This window comes from Arthrobacter sp. SLBN-112 (assembly GCF_006715225.1).
Lineage (GTDB): Bacteria > Actinomycetota > Actinomycetes > Actinomycetales > Micrococcaceae > Arthrobacter.
Map to the genome: position 1 here is coordinate 2,471,577 of NZ_VFMU01000001.1, position 17,292 is coordinate 2,488,868.

A 17,292-nucleotide genomic window follows, 5' to 3' on the forward strand; every position below is an offset into this window, starting at 1 on the left:
CGGGCCGCCGTCGGGCCGTATGCGCCACTCACGCCACGGCGGATGGTGTCCGGGAGAACCTACCCCCGTAGTGCGCCTGCCGGGATTCGAGTACACCCTACTCGTGTACGGAAGGGCCCCGCGGGATTTACTTAAGGAGGCAAAGCAAAGCGGCGGACCGGAGGCCGCGGAGCAGCCGCACAGGACATTGAGGCCCTCTCAACTTCCGGTCCCCTGGGGCCGGGCCAAGACGGGGCCGGCGACGTCAGAGTCTTCTGAGACCGAGACTCTCCCCCCAGCCGTCGCCGGCCCTCTGCTCCCTCGGCTGAAGCCCGGGGCAGCGGTGGCGGCTGCCCCTCCCGGGCGGCCGCCACAGCCGTGTGTGGGACAATTGGGTGTCAGACATTGGCAGCCCAAGGAGTTCGTTTTGGCCGTAGTATCAACGCCAGCCACACTGGAACGTGCTGTACCTGTCATGGATAACGCCGAGGTGCTGCGGATCCGCAATGACTTCCCGGTCCTCAACCAGATGGTGAACGGACAACCGCTGGTGTACCTCGACTCCGGGGCCACGTCGCAGAACCCCGTCAGCGTCATCGAAGCCGAGCAGGAATTCTACGAGCAGCGAAACGCCGCCGTGCACCGGGGCGCCCACCACCTTGCCGTGGAGGCCACCGAAGTCTTCGAAGATGCCCGGCAGACCATAGCGGACTTCATCGGTGCCGATTACGAGGAAACCATCTGGACCTCGAACGCCACGGAGGGCCTGAACCTCCTTTCCTACGCGCTGTCCAATGCCGGGCTGTGGGCTGCGCAGGGCCGTGGCGACCAGCGGCTCGGGGAACTGGCGCTGGGGCCGGGGGATGAGATCGTGGTGACCGAGATGGAGCACCATGCCAACCTGATTCCATGGCAGGAACTGGCGTTCCGCACCGGCGCCACGCTCCGCTACATCCCCATTGGGGATGATGGCAACCTTCGCATGGACCAGGCCGGCGGGATTATTGGCCCACGCACCAAGGTCCTTGCCTTCACGCATGCTTCCAACGTCCTGGGAATCATCAACCCGGTGAAGGAGCTGGCAGCCCTCGGCCACGCAGCCGGCGCCCTGGTGGTCCTGGACGCCTGCCAGTCCGCTCCACACCTGCCCTTGAACGTCAAGGAACTCGCTGTGGACTTCGCGGTCTTCTCCGGCCACAAGATGCTCGCCCCCACGGGAATTGGCGTGCTGTACGGGCGGCAGGAGCTCCTGGACATCCTCCCGCCGTTCCTGACCGGCGGGTCGATGATCACCACCGTCACCATGGAACGGGCCGAGTACCTGCCGGCACCCCAGCGCTTCGAGGCCGGCACCCAACGCATCTCCCAGGCAGTGGCCCTCGCGGCCGCAGCGAACTACCTGACCGAAACCGGGCTGGACCGTATCCATGCCTGGGAAGCCGAACTGGGCCAGCGCATGGTGGCGGGTCTGGAGTCCATCCCCGGCATCCGTGTCCTGGGCCCGGCAGCCGGAAAGGAACGGATCGGCCTTGCCGCATTCGACGTCGAAGGCGTCCACGCCCATGACGTGGGGCAGTTCCTGGATTCCCGGGGCATCGCCGTACGCGTGGGACACCACTGCGCCCAGCCGCTGCACCGCCGGCTTGGACTGACAGCTACCACCCGGGCCAGCGCCTACCTCTACAACACCACGGACGACGTGGACCGCTTCCTTGAAGCCGTAGCCGGCGTCCGTGGCTACTTCCGCGCCTAGCGGAAAAGACGAAAGTTGAGATCATGAGCCTTGACCAGCTGTACCAGCAGATCATCCTGGACCATTCCAAGGCCCGCCACGGCAGCGGGCTCGCTGCTACGGAAGCGCCGCAGGGCACCTCCACCGGGCAGTCGCACCAGCTGAACCCGGTATGCGGCGACGAAGTCACCCTCCGGCTTGCCGTCCAGGACGGGAAAGTGGCGCAGGTTGCCTGGGACGGCGCCGGCTGCTCCATCTCCATGGCCTCCGCGTCCGTCCTGAGCGACCTCGCCGAAGGCATGACCGTGGCCGAGTTGCATGAAGTCATCGACAGCTTCCGCGAAGTCCTTCGCTCACGCGGGAAGGTCCATGCCGATCCTGAGCTGCTGGGCGATGCCGCAGCCTTTGAAGGGGTTGCCCGCTACGCCGCCAGGGTCAAATGCGCCATGATTTCCTGGGTGGCTGCCGAGGACGCCCTTAACCAGGCGGCTTAGGCCAAACCGAAAACAGCCCGGACCTTCTTCCAAGAGGAAGAAAGTCCGGGCTGTTTTTTGAGCCGGGCAGGCCGGTTCAGCCCAGCAAGCTTGGGTCAGCCCAGCAGGCCGAGGACGCCGATCACTGCTGTGGCGAGTCCGAGCACCATGGAGATGCTCACCAGCACCACATGCACGGTCAGGAACCGGGTGGCCTTGCCTGCCGCGTCGCGGGCCCGGGGATCCTTCATCACGCGGCGGAGGAACTGCGGCCAGACCACCAGCGACCAGACGCCGGCGACGATCAGGACCAGCGCGGCGAGGACGGGAAGCTGCATGGGCTAGTGGCTTTCCAGCCAGGCCTGCGCCTGTGCGGCCTGCAGGTTCAGTGCCTTGGCCACCATGGGTTCGGCGGCGTCGGCGATCTTGCCACCGAGGAACGGGACAGAGGACTTGACGGCGCCCTCAAGCTCCACCCGGGTTCCACCGGCATCTGCCACGAGGCGCTGGACGGCGGTGACATCCACGGGCGCCCCGGCAATCTTCAGCGAAATGTTGCTCTGGCGGGAGCCGTCGGCTGCGGGGGCTTCCCAGTTCTCCACCTGGGTCACCTTGAGGTGCTCACCGACGAACTTGCGGGCGATCTCGGGCAGGCGGGTGGTGGGAAGGGTGCGCACGGAGGTGGCGTTGAAGGCCCCTGCAAGGTCGCCGTCCACGGTGAATGACTCCAGGGTGCCGCCCACCAGCTGGCTGACGTGGCGCTGGAAGTCTTCGTTCACCAGCACTGCGGCAACGCTGTCAACGGGGTGCGGAAGGGAAGTGGTTGCGCTCAGCGCCATGGGTCCTCCTGGGACGTGGGGAAAGGATTTACGCCTCCAACATCCTACGGGGTGGCCGGCGAGGGTTCCGCATCGGCCAGTTTCTGCGCTGTGGCGGTGATGTTCCGCGCCATGGCCGGGAAGATCAGGCTGTGGAACGGCAGCACGGCCAGCCAGTAGAGCCGTCCGCTCAATCCCTTGGGGAAGAAAATGGCGCGTTGCCGGTAGCGGCTTCCGTCGCCGTCGGGCTCCACGGAAAGCTCCAGCCACGCCCGTCCCGGCGCCCGCATCTCGGCCCGCAGCCGGAGCAGGCGGCCCCGATCGATCCGCTCCACCCGCCACCAGTCCACCACCTCGCCGGCCGCCAGCGTGTGGGGGTGCCGCCGGCCGCGCAGCAGGCCGGCGCCGCCCGTCAGTTTGTCCAGCCACCCCCGGACCTGCCAGGCCAGCGGCAGCGAATACCAGCCATTGCGTCCGCCGATGCCCTCGATGATGGTCCAGACGTGGGCCGGGTCCACATCGCCGTGGAAGGTCCTTTCGTCGATGTACACCTTGTGCCCCGCCCATTCGGGGTCGCTGGGAAGCGGATCGGAGTCGGCGCCGGCGTTGGCCCACGTGGTCTCCACCTGGCCGTCCCGCTCCTTGCCCAGCGCCAGGGCCACCGCCGTGCGGTAGGGGGTCAGGCCGCCGTCGGGCTGTGGGATGTACTGGTCGATGTCGTGCTCGTTGGAAACGGCGTCATGCTGCAGCGACTGGACCAGCGGCACGGCCATGGAAAGCGGGATGGGTGTTGTCAGGGCCACCCACATGCCTGCCAGCTTGGGCGCCGGCACCGGCAGCGCGAGCACCACACGGTAGGGCAGGCCCGCTTCCGCGGCGTATTCCTTCATCATGCCCGCGTAGGTCAGCACCTGCCGGCAGCCAATGTCGAACGTGCGGTTGATGGGGCCCACCAGCGATGCCGCGGACACCAGGTAGTAGAGGACGTCACGCACGGCGATGGCTTCGATCCTGTTGCGCACCCAGCTGGGCGCCGGCATCAGGGGCAGCGTTTCGGAGAGGTGGCGGATCATCTCAAAGGAGGCGGAACCGGAGCCGATCACCACGCCCGCCTGGAAGACGACAGCGTCCACCGGGCTGTCCAGGAAGACCTTGCCCACCGCCTCCCGCGACCGCATATGGGTGGAGAGTTCCACGCCCTGGGGGTGCAGGCCGCCCAGGTAGACAATCCGGGGTACCCCCGCGGCCGCTGCAGCTTCCGCGGCCTTCCCGGCCATCGCTTTTTCCTTTGCCTCGAACCCTGCACCGGCAGCCATCGAATGCACCAGGTAGTAGAAGACGTCGACGCCGGCAAGGGCGTCGCGGAGTGCGTCGCCGTCGTCCAGGCTGCTTTCCACGACGTCCACTTTGTCCCGCCAGGGCACGCCGGCGATCTTGTCAGGCGAGCGGACCAGCACCTTGACGGCGTGGCCTGCTTCCAGCAGCTTGGGCACCAGGCGGCCGCCGATGTAGCCGGTGGCCCCGGTGACAAGCACAGTCTTCGGTGTTGGCGGGGCACTCATTGCAGTCATGCTGGCTCCTGTTCGTCCTGGCCGGTATCCGTGCGGGACCCTGTTTGCCCCAAGCGGGTCGTCCCTTTCGGCTCTATCGTCCCTTGTAATTCGTAGCCGCCGCCCATGCGGACGGCTGGCTCCGAGCGGATGTGGTGCGGCCCTGCCAGCCTAGATCCATTCCCGCCAAGACATGCGCCGCGCTGCCATGTCGTTCCTGCGCGGTAGGCTGGGAGTACCCGGGATTCGCAGCGAATTTCGGGTTTTCGCGTTGCCTGCTTGTCTTCGATGAACACCACAGGAGCTTCTGCCATGAGTCTTCCCGGCCAGTCCGCCGCCGGCACATCCAGCACAGGCACGTCCCGCGCCGGAACGTCCCGCGCCGCCAAAAGCAGTGCCGGCAAGGGCAGTGCCGGAACGTCCCCAGCCCCATCGCTGGACGGACTGCGCCGCGCGCTGGCACCGGACCATACGTTCGCCCGGGTCCGTGCCGAGGCCGCCCGGGGATTCGCCGTCCGCGGACAGGACTACCAGATCAGCGCTCCTGCGGGACTCCGTCCGGTGCTGCTTGCGGAGATGGCGGACGGACTTGCCGCCAAGGCGGAACAGGCCGGCGCCGAGCCTGGCGTGGTGCTGGCCGTCACCGCCACCGGCCGGGAGGCGGAGGACCTGACCGCAGCCCTGCGCGCCTACCTGCCGGCGGACGCTGTGGCGGAGTTCCCCAGCTGGGAGACCCTCCCACACGAGCGGCTTTCGCCGCGCTCGGACACGGTAGGCCGCCGGCTGTCAGTGCTGCGCCGCCTGGCCCATCCGGAAAGCTCGACGGCGGGATGCCTCCGGGTGGTGGTGGCGCCCGTCCGCGCCGTGGTCCAGCCGGTGGTGGTGGGCCTGGGCGACCTCGTTCCCGTCACGCTGAAGGTGGGCCAGGAGGTTCCATTCTCCGACGTGGTGAAGAGCCTGGCCGACGCCGCGTACGCCCGGGTGGACATGGTGACGCACCGCGGCGAGTTCGCCGTCCGCGGCGGCATCATCGACGTTTTCCCGCCCACGGAGGACCACCCCATCCGGGTGGAGTTCTTCGGCGACGAAGTGGACCAGATGCGCTGGTTCGCCGTGGCCGACCAACGCTCGCTGTCCGCCCCGGGCATCCACCACCCCACCGAGCTGCACGCCCCGCCGTGCCGCGAAATCCTCATCACCCCGTCCGTCATGTCCCGTGCCGCCACCCTGAAGGCCCAGCTCCCGGCCGCGGCGGACATGCTGGAAAAGATCGCCGGCGGCATTGCCGTGGAGGGCATGGAGTCCCTGGCGCCGGTGCTGGTGGATGCGATGGTCCCGTTCGTTGACCAGTTGCCCGCAGAGTCCGTCGCCGTGGTGATCGAACCGGAAAAGGTGCGCACGCGCGCCCACGACCTCGCCGCCACCAACGAGGAGTTCCTGGAGGCGGCCTGGTCCACGGCGTCCGACGGCGGGGCGGCCCCTTTGGACCTCAGCTCACAGGCGAGTGCGGCGCTTCATTCGGCGAGCTTCCGCTCTTTGGCTGAAACCCGGGGGTCCGCCCTGGAGCACGGCGTGTCCTGGTGGTCCATCACGTCCCTGGTACAGGATGCGGAACTGCTCCCCGAGATCGACGTGCTGAACCTGCATGCCCGCGAACCCCGCGGCTACCAGGGCGACGTGGCCGAAATGATGGAGTTCATCGGCTCGCACGTCCGCGACCAGTGGCGGATCGTTGTTGCCACCGAAGGTCCCGGCCCGGCCCAGCGCCTGGCCGAGCTGTTCCATGAGAACGACATCCCCTGCGCCCGGGTGGACAGCCTGGACCACGAACCCCAGGCGGGCATCATCGAGGTGACCACTGCCGCCGTCGGCCGTGGTTTTGTCCTGGACGGCCTCAAGCTGGGCCTGCTCACCGAAGCCGACCTGCTGGGCCGGACCTCGGCCGGGTCCACCAAGGACATGCGGCGGATGCCCTCCAAGCGGCGCAACGCCGTGGACCCGCTGCAACTGGTGGCGGGGGACCACGTGGTCCACGAACAGCACGGCATTGGCCGGTTCGTGGAACTCATCCAGCGCAAGGTGGCCGGCGGCGGCGACGGCGTCCGCGAATACCTGGTGCTGGAGTACGCACCGGCCAAGCGCGGCGGTCCCGGCGACCGGTTGTTCGTCCCCACTGACCAGCTGGACCAAGTGACCCGCTATGTGGGCGGCGACGCCCCGGTCCTCAGCAAGATGGGCGGCGCGGACTGGGCCAGCACCAAGTCCAAGGCCCGCAGGGCGGTCAAGGAAATCGCCGGTGAACTGATCCGGCTGTACTCCGCCCGCATGGCCTCCCGTGGCCACGCCTTCGGCCCTGACACCCCGTGGCAGCGCGAACTGGAGGAAGCCTTCCCGTACGTGGAGACGCCGGACCAGCTGACCACCATCAACGAGGTCAAGGCGGACATGGAGCGGGAGATTCCCATGGACCGGCTGGTGTCCGGCGACGTGGGCTATGGCAAGACCGAAATTGCGGTGCGTGCTGCCTTCAAGGCCGTGCAGGACGGCAAACAGGTGGCGGTGCTGGTGCCCACCACGCTGCTGGCCCAGCAGCACTACGAAACGTTCACCGAGCGGTTCTCCGGGTTTCCGCTGCGGGTGAAGCCGCTGTCCCGGTTCCAGACCGCCAAGGAAGCCAAGGAGACGGCGGAAGGGGTGAAAAGCGGGGCCGTGGACGTGGTGATCGGTACCCACCGGCTGCTGGCCAAGGACTTCGAGTTCAAGGACCTGGGCCTGGTGATCGTCGATGAGGAACAGCGGTTCGGCGTGGAGCACAAGGAAGCGCTGAAGAAGATGCGCACCAACGTGGACGTCCTGGCTATGAGTGCCACCCCGATTCCCCGCACCCTGGAAATGTCCCTCACCGGGATCCGGGAAACCTCAACCCTGGCCACCCCGCCGGAGGAACGGCACCCCGTGCTCACGTACGTGGGCCCGTACACGGACAAGCAGACCTCCGCCGCCATCCGGCGGGAACTCATGCGTGAAGGCCAGGTGTTCCTGGTCCACAACCGGGTGTCCACCATTGAGCGGACGGCCGCCAGGATCCGCGAGCTGGTGCCTGAGGCGCGTGTGGAGGTGGCGCACGGCAAGATGTCCGAGAGCCGCCTGGAGCAGATCATCGTTGACTTCTGGGAGCGGCGCTTCGACGTGCTGGTGTGCACCACCATCATCGAGACCGGCCTGGACATCTCCAACGCCAATACCCTGATCGTGGATGGCGCGGACAAGTACGGCCTGTCCCAGCTGCACCAGCTCCGCGGCCGCGTGGGACGTGGCCGTGAGCGCGCCTACGCCTACTTCCTGTACCCGTCGGAGAAGCCGCTGGGTGAGGTGGCGCTGGAACGGCTCAAGGCTGTGGCCGCGCACAACGAGCTCGGCGCCGGCATGCAGCTGGCCATGAAGGACCTGGAAATCCGCGGCGCCGGCAACCTGCTGGGCGGGGAACAGTCCGGCCACATCCAGGGGGTGGGTTTCGACCTGTACATCCGCCTGGTGGGCGAGGCCGTGGCCGACTTCCGGGGTGAAGCCGAAGAAAAGGCCGCGGAGATGAAGATCGAGCTGCCGGTCAACGCCCACCTGCCGCACGACTACGTTCCCGGCGAGCGGCTGCGGCTTGAGGCGTACCGGAAGCTCGCCGCGGCCCTCACCAACGAGGCCATCGACGAGGTGCAGGCAGAACTCGTTGACCGCTACGGCGACCTTCCGCTGCCGGCCCAGAACCTGGTGGCTGTGGCACGCTTCCGTGTTGGTGCCCGCGAAGCCGGCCTGTCCGACGTCGCGCTGCAGGGAAACTTCGTTAAGTTCTCCCCGGCCACCCTCCCCGAATCCAAGACCATGCGCCTGAACAGGATGTACCCGGGATCGCAGTCCAAGCCCGCCCTGGACGCCGTGCTCATCCCCAAGCCCAAGACCGCGCGGATCGGCGGCCGGGACCTGCAGGACGCCGAGATCCTGGAATGGGCCAACGGCGTGATCCGGAACATTTTCTCCGATGCCCCGCTGGCGGTGAGTTAGGACTTGATGGGAGGACACCACGCCGCGTCGGGAGCCGCGGCGTGGGTAGCTGTTGCGTCCACCGGCCCCTACACCCTGGGTTGGTATCCGCTGGACCCCACGGGAATCCTCATCGGCGGCATGGCCACCGCGGGCACGGCGCTGGTGTGCGACTGGGACCACCGGGCAAGTACGGTGGCCCACTCGCTGCCGCCGCTGTCCAACGTGATCGCGCGCGGCATCGAGAACGCCAGCGGGGGCCATCGGCAGGGCACGCACTCCATCCTGGGTGCCGCGGTCTTCGTGTTCTTGGCGGGCCTGGCGTCGCAGGTGCACATGGACACCGGCTGGGGCCGCCTGTCCGTGGGGGCCGGGCTGCTGTGCATGTTCCTGATCAACATTGCAGCCAAGGCCCTGAAGCTTTTTCCCAAGAGCGGCTTCATCTCCAACTGGATTTTTGCGCTGGTGATGGCCGGCCTGGTCACGGTGTACGCGCCGGATCAGTGGACCTGGCTGCCCACATCGATGCTGATCGGGGTGGTGGTGCACATCGTCGGCGACCTCATCACCACCGGGGGAGTGCCGCTGCTGTGGCCGCTGGTGGTCCGGCCACCGAAAATGCTGCGCCGGCTGCCGCTGCTGCGAAACGTCTGGCGGGCCAACGGCGCCCTGTCCCTGCCACTGCTGGGGCGTGCCGGTTCCAAACGGGAGTGGCTGGTGCTGATCCCGGTCAGTGCCTACGCCATGGTGGGCATGTCCATGGCCGGATGGGCCATCGCACAACACCACTGGGGCCGCGTGGCCGCTGCCGCGGGCGCGTGGATTAGGCTGTGGTTCTAGCGGGCAGCGCCTTTCACCAGCAGGCAGCAATGCCGGTGGAAGGAGCCATGCCGGCTGAAGACAGCAACGGACCGGCGGACAATGTCCGCCGGTCCGTTTTGCTGTGCCGTTCTTTGGCTTGAAGTTTAGTGCTCGCCGGCAGAGTCGGAACGGCCGAGGATGGTCTGCGGAATCCAGAATGCCAGCGCAAACAGGACCAGGCAGGCGGCCATGGGCCACGGGTTGCCCAGGGTGAGGAATGACAGCGAGTAGATGGCGCCCAGGAACAGGACGAAGCAGACAACGAAGAGGATCACGCTGGTGGCGAGGTTGTTCTCGTTCTGCGGGGTCCGGACGGACTCCGCATTGGACGCCGTGTCCCGGCTGGACGCGTTGATCTGGCTGGACATGTGTTCCTCCTCAGCCCCGCGGGGCTTGTTCTGCGGCCGCCTCGGGTTCCGGTCAGTAAGCGGCTGAACCCTGTTCACCCTTGACAATGGCAATCCCGGAGCTGGCACCAATTCGTGTTGCACCTGCTGCAATCATAGCCTGCGCGTCGGCCAGGGACCGTACGCCGCCGGAGGCCTTGACCCCCAGGTCCGGGCCAACGGTCCTGCGCATCAGGGCTACATCTTCAACGGTGGCACCGCCGCCGTTGAATCCGGTGGAGGTCTTCACGAAGTCCGCGCCGGCCTCCACGGCCGCCTGGCATGCCAGCACCTTCTGCTCATCCGTGAGGAGGGCGGTTTCGATGATGACTTTCAGGATGGCACCGCCCGCGTGCACGGTCTCGGCAACCGCCGCGATGTCGTCCGTCAGGGCACCCTTGTCGCCTGCCCTCGCGGCGGCAATGTTGATCACCATGTCCACCTCGTCCGCCCCGTCCAGCACGGCGCCGCGGGCTTCGAATGACTTCACATCGGTGGGCGTGGCCCCCAGCGGAAAGCCCACCACGGAGCAGGTGAGGACGCCGGAGCCTTTGAGCGCGGTGGTGACCGTCTTGACCCAGATGGGGTTGACGCAGACCGACTTGAACCGATACTTGGCCGCCTCCGCGCAGACCTTCAGCACGTCAGCCTCCGAGGCTTCGGGCTTGAGCAGCGTGTGGTCGATGTAGGAGGCGATGTCCGCGGCCCCGGCCGGATCAGCGGTTCCTGCGTGAACGGTGGCTTCGTTGCTCATGATGGTCCTCTCGAAGGGCCTTGTGGGCCCGGCGTTGACTCGGTTTCGGAAACCATCTTGTCACAGCGCACCGCGCCGGAGGCGGCCCGCTCAGGCAGCCGACTGCAGGACCGGTGCTGCCGACGATGCGGACAGCAGCTGGGTGGCGCAGGCACCCGCCGCGGAGGCGGCTGCCACCAGCAGCCCCAGCCGGACGCCGTCGAACGCTGCTGCGTCACCGATGGCCCAGATTCCCGGGACGGATGTCCGGAAGTCGCGGCTGATCTCGATGCCCCCGCCGGGAGCGGTCCGCAGGCCGGCGCTGGCAGCGAGGCCGTCCCGGGAGACCCGCTCCTCGGCCAGGACCACCAGGTCGCCGGCCATGCTGCTGCCGTCCTCGAAGACCACGGCGGAGGAGGCGAGAGGGGAACCGGAGCCGCTGGAAACGGCAGCGGGGATGACGGCGGCGGGCCGGGCGGTGGTGCGGATGGGCCGCACCCCTTTGGCCCGGAGCACCGCTTCGGCCTGCCCTGCCGCTGCGCCGGTGCCCACCAGGATCCCCACGGGGCGCCGGCCCAGCTGCCTGGCGACTTCCTGTACTCCGTCCGCAATGCGTGGGGCGTCATCGATCGTGGAGTAGCTCAGGCACTGTCCGGCGCCGTCCACGGGGGCGGCTACGGGAGCCGATCCGGTGGCAATCACGAATTGGTCGTAGGCGAATTCCATGCCATCCGCCGTTGCCACGGTGCGCTTGGCGGCGTCGATGTGGCTGGCCGGCTGGCCGAAGCGCACGGAGACCTGGGGCAGCATGGCCAGCTCCAGCAGCTCTTCCGGGGTGTCGTCGCGGTTGCTCAGCACCGTGATGGAGCCGTTGAACCGTGCGCGGTCCAATTGTGCCACCAGGGCCTGGGCGGCGGGGCCGGCGCCGGCGATGACGATGCGCGTAGCGGTGGAGGTGGACGTTGAGGGTGCCGGAGCGGACATGTGCTGGCCCTTTCGCTGGTGGCCGGGAACCGGCCGGAACTTCGTGATGGAACCCAGCGTAGGGGTGTGCTTTTTCGGTTGTGTTACCCGTCCATTGCTGTTTCGCGGGCCCGTGTTCGCCAGTATTTACCGGCCGGTAACAGAACCCGTGATGCATCTCTCATCCATCCGGCGCCGGACACAATTCCCCGTGTCCAGCGCCCCGGGCGGGCCCGCCCAACCACGCTTAGACGCGGATCCGGTACCCCCGCTTGACCACCGTTTCAATGAGTTTGCCGTCCGGCAGCGATGAACGCAGCCTGCTCACGGTCATGTCCAGCGCGTGCACGGAGCCCCGGAGTTCCAGCAGGTCGGAGAGTGATTCACGGGACAGGACAGCGCCGCCGGCACCCAGCAGGGCGCGCAGGAGCAGCAGGGGAGCGGGCGCCAGTTCCACTGCCTGGCCGTCGATCCGCAGGCTGCGGCCGCGAAGCTCGATGTTCCCCGAGCGGGTATCCAGCCGCCGGACATGGTTCAGCGCCAGGTGCTCGCACACCAGCCGGATGAGGGCCCCCATCCGGAACCGTTCCGGGATCAGCGGGTTCAGCCCTGCGTCCAGGAGGGGCTGCGCGGTTACGGGACCCACCACGGCGGTGGTGACGTTCAGTTTCAGGCTCTCCACCAGCTGTTTGTAAAGGCCCATCTCATGGGCGGTGCTCCACATGGCGTCCACGGCGGGGGCGCTGGTGAAGGTCAGGACGTCCAGGTTTCCGCTGCAGGCGGCCTCGATCAGCCGCGGCAGCTTGTCCTCGCCGTCCGGCTTCACCCAGCGGTAAGGAGTGACAGTGAGGACGGTGGCGCCGGACATCCGCAGGCGCTCGATCTGGCGCACGTCCGTGTAGCCATGCAGCTGCATGGCGACGGTTTTGCCGCGCACGCCCTCGGTGAGCAGCATGTCCACCAGCGTGGAGGTGGTTTCGTCGCTGCTGATGCCGACGTCGGCAAGGCCGGCCGCGCGCACCGCACCGCGGGCTTTGGGTCCCCGAACGAACATGCGGGTGCTCCCGAGCGTTTCCAGCAGTTCGTCGCCGATGCCGAAGGAGTCCGCGGCTTCGCACCACCGGCGCATGCCGTAAGCGGTGGTGGCGATGCACAGGTCCGGCTTGGCGGCGATGATGGCCTTGGTGTCCTCGATGAGCCGGATGTCCTCCTGGACGGGGGCGATCTTGAGCGCCGGCGCATGCAGCACTTCGGCACCCCGGCGCTCCAGGGCCTCGATCAGGTCGCGCGACCGCCGGTCCGAGGTCACGCCAATGCGGAACCCTTCCAGCGGCGACTCCGCGGCATCGGTGGCTTCGTCGGCCTGCGGCGCCGGTTCGGCCTGGGTTGGGTCAGCCTGGGCCGCTTCAGCCGGTGCAAGTGCAGTCATGGGGGTCAATCCTTTCATGATCCCAGCAGCGAGGCCGCAAGCCTGTCCAGGTCTGCGGCGGCAGCGGCGTGGTTCCGGTTGGCTTCTGCCACCCGGACCACCTCGCCGATGACCAGCACTGCCGGGTTGCTGCAGCGGGCCGCGGCGGAGGTGATGGTGCCGAGGTCTGCGATGGTGGTCCGCTGGCCGGGCCGGTAGCCGCGTTCCACCACGGCCATGGGCATGTCGGGGCGCATACCGGCGCGGCGCAAGCCCGCCGCCAGCTGGTGGAGGGTGCCGATGCCCATCAGCACCACGATCGTCCCGCCCAGGCCGGCAAGGTGGTGGTGCTCCTTCTCCGTTAGCGGCGCGTGCCCGGAGACCACGGTGAACATGTGGCTGACTTCGCGGTGCGTTACCGGGATACCGGCGGCGGCCGGGACCGAAATGGCGCTGGTGACGCCGGACACTACCTGGACCTGGACGCCCGCGGCCACGCAGGCGGCAACTTCCTCCCCGCCGCGGCCAAAGACGTAGGGGTCGCCGCCCTTGAGGCGGACCACGTTGTTTCCGGCCAGCGCGCTCTCCACCATCAGCTTTTCGATGTCCGACTGGCTGACCTTGTGGTGCCCGGGCTTCTTTCCGACGTCCACCAGTTCCGCGGACGTCAGCAGCGGCAGTTCCTGGTAGGGCGCCAGGCGGTCGTAGAACACGACGTCGGCATCACGGAGTGCCTTGAGGGCTGCCACCGTAAGCAGGTCCCCGGTGCCGGGGCCGCCGCCCACCAGGGTGACGTGTCCGGCGGGGCCGGCGGCCGGCTCGGCAGCGACGGGAATGCCGGTCTTCCGGCAGCGCTCCAGGAACGCGTCCCAGCCGGGTTGTCCGTCCTCGACGGCGGCAACCAGGAACAGCCGCTCCGGCAGGTGGACGAACCGGGCCTCGGCCGGGCTGCCAAGGCGGTGCACGACGGCGCCCGCGGCTTCGTACCGCCGCACCGCCTGCCGCGCGGCAGTGGGGCTGCCGGCCACCACGACGTTCCGGCCGGTGAGGTCGATACTGAGCTGCATGGCTATGCCTCGTTTCCGATGGTTTCGGCTGTGGCGGGGCGGACCGGGATGGACGCGCCGATCAGGACCTTCCCTTTTTCCTCAGGCGTGGCCGGGCGCATCTGGCCGCGCTCATCCGGGACGAAGGTGATGGAGTCGTCCTTCTGGTCCGGTGCATTGACGAACGAGCGGAACCTGCGCAGCCGCTCGGGATCCTTGAGGGTGTCTGCCCATTCGTCGACGTAGGTGTCCACGTGCTTGGCCATGGCCGCCTCAAGGTCCGCGGCAATGCCCAGGGTGTCCTTGACCACGACGTCCTCAACGTGCTTGATGCCGCCGTCGAGCTCCTCCTGCCAGCGGGCCGTGCGCTGCAAGCGGTCCGCGGTGCGGATGTAGTACATGAAGTAGCGGTCGATGTACTTGATGAGCGTTTCATCGTCCAGGTCCTTGGCCAGGAGCTGGGCGTGGGCCGGGGTGGCTCCGCCGTTGCCGCCCACGTACAGGTTCCAGCCGTCGGCTGTGGCGATTACGCCCACGTCCTTGCCGCGGGCCTCGGCGCATTCACGGGCGCAGCCGGAGACGCCCATCTTGAGCTTGTGCGGGCTGCGCAGGCCGCGGTACCGCAGTTCCAGCTGGATGGCCATGGCCACCGAATCCTGGACGCCGAAGCGGCACCACGTGGAACCGACGCAGGACTTCACCGTCCGCAGGCTCTTGCCATAGGCCTGGCCGGACTCGAATCCGGCGTCCACCAGTTCCTTCCAGATCTCCGGCAGCTGCTCCAGCCGGGCGCCGAACATGTCGATCCGCTGGCCGCCGGTGATCTTGGTGTACAGGCCGTACTTCTCGGCCACGGCGGCGATGACGCCAAGCTTCTTGGGGGTGATCTCGCCGCCGGCGATGCGGGGGACGACGGAGTAAGTACCGTCCTTCTGCATGTTGGCGAGGGCGCGGTCGTTGGTGTCCTGCAGGGTGCCGCGGCCGGCGTCCAGGACGTAGGCGCTGTTCTGGCTGGCCAGGATGTTGGCGATGGTGGGCTTGCAGATGTCGCAGCCGGCGCCGGTGCCGTACTTGGCCATGATCTCTTCGAAGGAGGTCAGTTCCAGGACGCGGATGGCGTCGAACAGTTCCTGGCGGGAGAGCTCGATGTGCTCGCAGAGGGCCTTGGAGACCTCGACGCCGGACTTGGTCAGCTCGGTTTCCAGCAGCTTCTTCAGCATGGGGACGCAGGAACCGCACTGGGTGCCGGCCCGGGTGCAGCCCTTCAGCTCGCCCAGTTCCTGGACCGGGGCGTTGCCCTCGCAGGCACCGCAGCCGTTGATGGCGTCGCGGATGCTGCCGGCGGTGACGTTGTTGCAGGAGCAGAGGGTGGCGTCGTCGGGAAGTTCGGTTTCGGGGGCCTCGCCGCCGCCGGCCGCACTCAGGAACGCGCCGGGCTCTGCCGGGAGTTCGCGGCCCAGGAGGGGGCGCAGGCTCATGTAGGGGGAGGCGTCGCCGACGAAGATGCCGCCCAGGAGGGTCTTGGCATCGTCCGTCGTCACGATCTTCTGGTAGACGCCCCGGGCGGGATCGGCGTAGACGATCTCGAGGGCGTGTTCGGTGCGGGCGAAGGCGTCGCCGAAGCTGGCCACGTCAACGCCGGAAAGCTTCAGCTTGGTGGCGGTATCGAAACCGGGGAAGGTGGCGTCCCCGCCGTGCAGCCGGTCGGCGACGATTTCCGCCATGGTGTTGGCGGGTGCCACCAGGCCCAGGCACATGCCGCCGTAGTTGGCCACTTCACCGATGGCCCAGATGCCATCCACCTCGGTGGCGCAGTAGTCGTTGATGACCACACCGCCGCGCTGGCCCAGGCTGAAGAGCTGGTCTTCGCCGTCGGCGGCGCGGAAGAGCTCATCGCGGGGCTTCACGCCGACCGCGACGATCACCAGGTCGGCCGGGATGATGCGCTGGTCCGCCATCAGCACTCCGGTGACCTGGCCGTCGTCGTCCGTCAAAATCTCCGAGGGGAACACGCCGCCGTGCACTTCGAAGCCTTTCGCCTCGATGAGGCGGCCCAGGGCCTGGCCGGCGCCCTCGTCCAGCTGGGTGTTCATCAGCCACGGCGCACCGTTAATGACAACGGGGGTGGCGCCCAGTTGCTCGGTGCCGGCGGCCGACTCGAGCCCCAGGAGACCGCCGCCGATGGTAACGGCGTTGACCTTGCGGCCCAGCCTGGTGGTGAGTTCGGCGAGGGCCTTGTTGATGGCCCACACGTCCTCAAGGGTGCGGTAGACGTGGGCGTGTTCGGCACCGGGGATGGGCAGGCGGACGGCGTCCGAACCGGTGGCCACCACCAGCTCGTCATACTCGTAGGCGTTCCCGGCAGCAGTCTGCACCGTCTTTGCGCCTGCGTCGATCTTCACCACGCGCTCGCCGGTCTTCAGGACCAGGGAGCCGTGGTCCCACATCGAAGCCGTTCCCAAGGTGAGGTCCACCCCGGTATCGGTGAGTGCCTTGGAGAGTGCCACCCGGTCGTAGGGGAGGTGGGCTTCTTCGGTGAGGACCGTGACATGCCAGCCGTCGAGGCCGCGGGCATGCATGGCGTCCGCAAAACGGTGGGCCGCTGGGCCGCCGCCGGCGACGACGATGCGGCGCGGAGTCTCTGTGCTTGAAGTCTGTTCGGTCACTGTGGGCCTTTCGCATGGGCCGCAGACGGTGCTCTGCAGCTTGTGCCTCCAGCCTAGGGAGGGGCAGTTTCGCCTCAGTTTCCCAATTGTTTCGCGAACTTAACTTCTGCATCACGAACGCATTTCGGGCCGGGTTAGGTCTCTTTTACGCGCCGGACACATTCGCCGCACCCTGTTGAAACACCCGGAGCCTAGCGTGGGACTCGGCCGCAAAAGCAGCGGCTGCACGGACAACAGGCACAGGGAAAGGAGCCGGACATGACGGCAACACTGGAACTTGGGGCGCTCGCCGCCGAATCAGACCTCGCTGGATTCCATACCGGCTGGCACCGTGTCTGCACGGTGGAGGACCTCGAACCGGCCTGGGGCGAGGCCGCCCTGGTGGCAGGCCGCCAGGTGGCCCTTTTCCGCACCGGCCCGGCCGAAGTCTTCGCCGTGGCCCATGAGGATCCGGCCACCGGGGCCCATGTCATGGCACGCGGCATCCTTGGTTCCAGGGGCACGCGGCCCACCATCGCCTCCCCGCTGCACAAGGAGGTCTACGACCTCGAGACCGGCGAATGCTTCACCACTCCGGGCCTGCGGCTGGCAGCATTCGGCACCCGCGTCATCGACGGCTTCGTCGAGGTGCAGCTTTAGCAC

At 67.8% G+C, this 17,292-nt stretch carries 14 protein-coding genes; 5 read left to right on the plus strand and 9 right to left on the minus strand.

The window, feature by feature from the left end:
* Positions 1-406: 406 nt before the first annotated feature.
* Positions 407-1,732 (plus strand): SufS family cysteine desulfurase, encoded by a 1,326-nt coding sequence (locus FBY33_RS11515; RefSeq protein WP_142030680.1) that lies wholly within the window; start codon positions 407-409, stop codon positions 1,730-1,732.
* A gap of 23 nt (positions 1,733-1,755) precedes the next feature.
* Positions 1,756-2,205, plus strand: coding sequence for a Fe-S cluster assembly sulfur transfer protein SufU (gene sufU / locus FBY33_RS11520; RefSeq protein ID WP_142030681.1), 450 nt, complete (start codon positions 1,756-1,758; stop codon positions 2,203-2,205).
* Positions 2,206-2,300: 95 nt separating this feature from the next.
* Here the strand turns inward: sufU and FBY33_RS11525 are convergent, their stop codons facing one another.
* From FBY33_RS11525 to FBY33_RS11535, 3 genes are read right to left on the minus strand one after another with little or no spacing between them, the layout of a single operon-like run.
* On the minus strand, positions 2,301-2,522 hold the full coding sequence (locus FBY33_RS11525; RefSeq protein ID WP_142030682.1) for an SCO4848 family membrane protein: 222 nt from the start codon (positions 2,520-2,522) through the stop codon (positions 2,301-2,303).
* A gap of 3 nt (positions 2,523-2,525) precedes the next feature.
* Entirely contained in the window at positions 2,526-3,023 is a 498-nt protein-coding gene (locus FBY33_RS11530) for a DUF2505 domain-containing protein (protein WP_142030683.1), read from the minus strand.
* 44 nt (positions 3,024-3,067) lie between these two features.
* Positions 3,068-4,573 (minus strand): SDR family oxidoreductase, encoded by a 1,506-nt coding sequence (locus FBY33_RS11535; protein WP_142030684.1) that lies wholly within the window; start codon positions 4,571-4,573, stop codon positions 3,068-3,070.
* A gap of 291 nt (positions 4,574-4,864) precedes the next feature.
* On the opposite strand from FBY33_RS11535, the gene mfd reads away from it, so the two are divergent.
* Both mfd and FBY33_RS11545 read left to right on the plus strand, forming a co-directional pair.
* Entirely contained in the window at positions 4,865-8,608 is a 3,744-nt protein-coding gene (gene mfd, locus FBY33_RS11540) for a transcription-repair coupling factor (protein WP_235010544.1), read from the plus strand.
* Positions 8,609-8,614: 6 nt separating this feature from the next.
* Entirely contained in the window at positions 8,615-9,427 is an 813-nt protein-coding gene (locus FBY33_RS11545) for a metal-dependent hydrolase (RefSeq protein ID WP_142030685.1), read from the plus strand.
* Between the two features lie 125 nt (positions 9,428-9,552).
* On the opposite strand, the gene FBY33_RS11550 is transcribed toward FBY33_RS11545, so the two are convergent.
* The 6 genes from FBY33_RS11550 to nirB all read right to left on the minus strand — a co-directional run bounded on the left by FBY33_RS11550 (position 9,553) and on the right by nirB (position 16,650).
* Positions 9,553-9,816: a hypothetical protein gene (locus FBY33_RS11550; RefSeq protein ID WP_142030686.1), complete on the minus strand. Its 264-nt coding sequence runs from the start codon at positions 9,814-9,816 to the stop codon at positions 9,553-9,555.
* A 52-nt stretch (positions 9,817-9,868) separates the two neighbouring features.
* Positions 9,869-10,588 carry a deoxyribose-phosphate aldolase gene (gene deoC / locus FBY33_RS11555; RefSeq protein WP_142030687.1) on the minus strand — a complete coding sequence of 240 codons (720 nt, stop codon included), beginning with the start codon at positions 10,586-10,588 and terminating at the stop codon, positions 9,869-9,871.
* A gap of 90 nt (positions 10,589-10,678) precedes the next feature.
* The gene (locus FBY33_RS11560; RefSeq protein ID WP_142030688.1) at positions 10,679-11,551 is read right to left on the minus strand and encodes an FAD-dependent oxidoreductase; all 873 of its coding nucleotides are present in this window, start codon (positions 11,549-11,551) and stop codon (positions 10,679-10,681) included.
* Positions 11,552-11,777: 226 nt separating this feature from the next.
* Positions 11,778-12,959, minus strand: coding sequence for a uroporphyrinogen-III synthase (locus tag FBY33_RS11565; RefSeq protein ID WP_142030689.1), 1,182 nt, complete (start codon positions 12,957-12,959; stop codon positions 11,778-11,780).
* 14 nt (positions 12,960-12,973) lie between these two features.
* On the minus strand, positions 12,974-14,005 hold the full coding sequence (gene cobA / locus FBY33_RS11570) for a uroporphyrinogen-III C-methyltransferase (protein ID WP_142030690.1): 1,032 nt from the start codon (positions 14,003-14,005) through the stop codon (positions 12,974-12,976).
* A 2-nt stretch (positions 14,006-14,007) separates the two neighbouring features.
* Positions 14,008-16,650: a nitrite reductase large subunit NirB gene (nirB, locus tag FBY33_RS11575; RefSeq protein ID WP_142030691.1), complete on the minus strand. Its 2,643-nt coding sequence runs from the start codon at positions 16,648-16,650 to the stop codon at positions 14,008-14,010.
* A 258-nt stretch (positions 16,651-16,908) separates the two neighbouring features.
* Between nirB and nirD the strand changes: the two genes are divergently transcribed.
* Positions 16,909-17,289, plus strand: a complete 381-nt coding sequence (gene nirD / locus FBY33_RS11580; RefSeq protein WP_142030692.1) for a nitrite reductase small subunit NirD — start codon at positions 16,909-16,911, stop codon at positions 17,287-17,289.
* The last annotated feature ends 3 nt before the right edge of the window (positions 17,290-17,292 follow it).

Coding starts and splice junctions, on each gene's coding strand:
- FBY33_RS11530 (WP_142030683.1), bottom strand. CDS start 3,023: ATGGCGCTGAGCGCAACCACTTCCCTTCCGCACCCCGTTGACAGCGTT.
- FBY33_RS11565 (WP_142030689.1), bottom strand. CDS start 12,959: ATGACTGCACTTGCACCGGCTGAAGCGGCCCAGGCTGACCCAACCCAG.
- deoC (WP_142030687.1), bottom strand. CDS start 10,588: ATGAGCAACGAAGCCACCGTTCACGCAGGAACCGCTGATCCGGCCGGG.
- cobA (WP_142030690.1), bottom strand. CDS start 14,005: ATGCAGCTCAGTATCGACCTCACCGGCCGGAACGTCGTGGTGGCCGGC.
- FBY33_RS11560 (WP_142030688.1), bottom strand. CDS start 11,551: ATGTCCGCTCCGGCACCCTCAACGTCCACCTCCACCGCTACGCGCATC.
- FBY33_RS11550 (WP_142030686.1), bottom strand. CDS start 9,816: ATGTCCAGCCAGATCAACGCGTCCAGCCGGGACACGGCGTCCAATGCG.
- sufU (WP_142030681.1), top strand. CDS start 1,756: ATGAGCCTTGACCAGCTGTACCAGCAGATCATCCTGGACCATTCCAAG.
- mfd (WP_235010544.1), top strand. CDS start 4,865: ATGAGTCTTCCCGGCCAGTCCGCCGCCGGCACATCCAGCACAGGCACG.
- FBY33_RS11525 (WP_142030682.1), bottom strand. CDS start 2,522: ATGCAGCTTCCCGTCCTCGCCGCGCTGGTCCTGATCGTCGCCGGCGTC.
- nirD (WP_142030692.1), top strand. CDS start 16,909: ATGACGGCAACACTGGAACTTGGGGCGCTCGCCGCCGAATCAGACCTC.
- FBY33_RS11535 (WP_142030684.1), bottom strand. CDS start 4,573: ATGACTGCAATGAGTGCCCCGCCAACACCGAAGACTGTGCTTGTCACC.
- FBY33_RS11545 (WP_142030685.1), top strand. CDS start 8,615: ATGGGAGGACACCACGCCGCGTCGGGAGCCGCGGCGTGGGTAGCTGTT.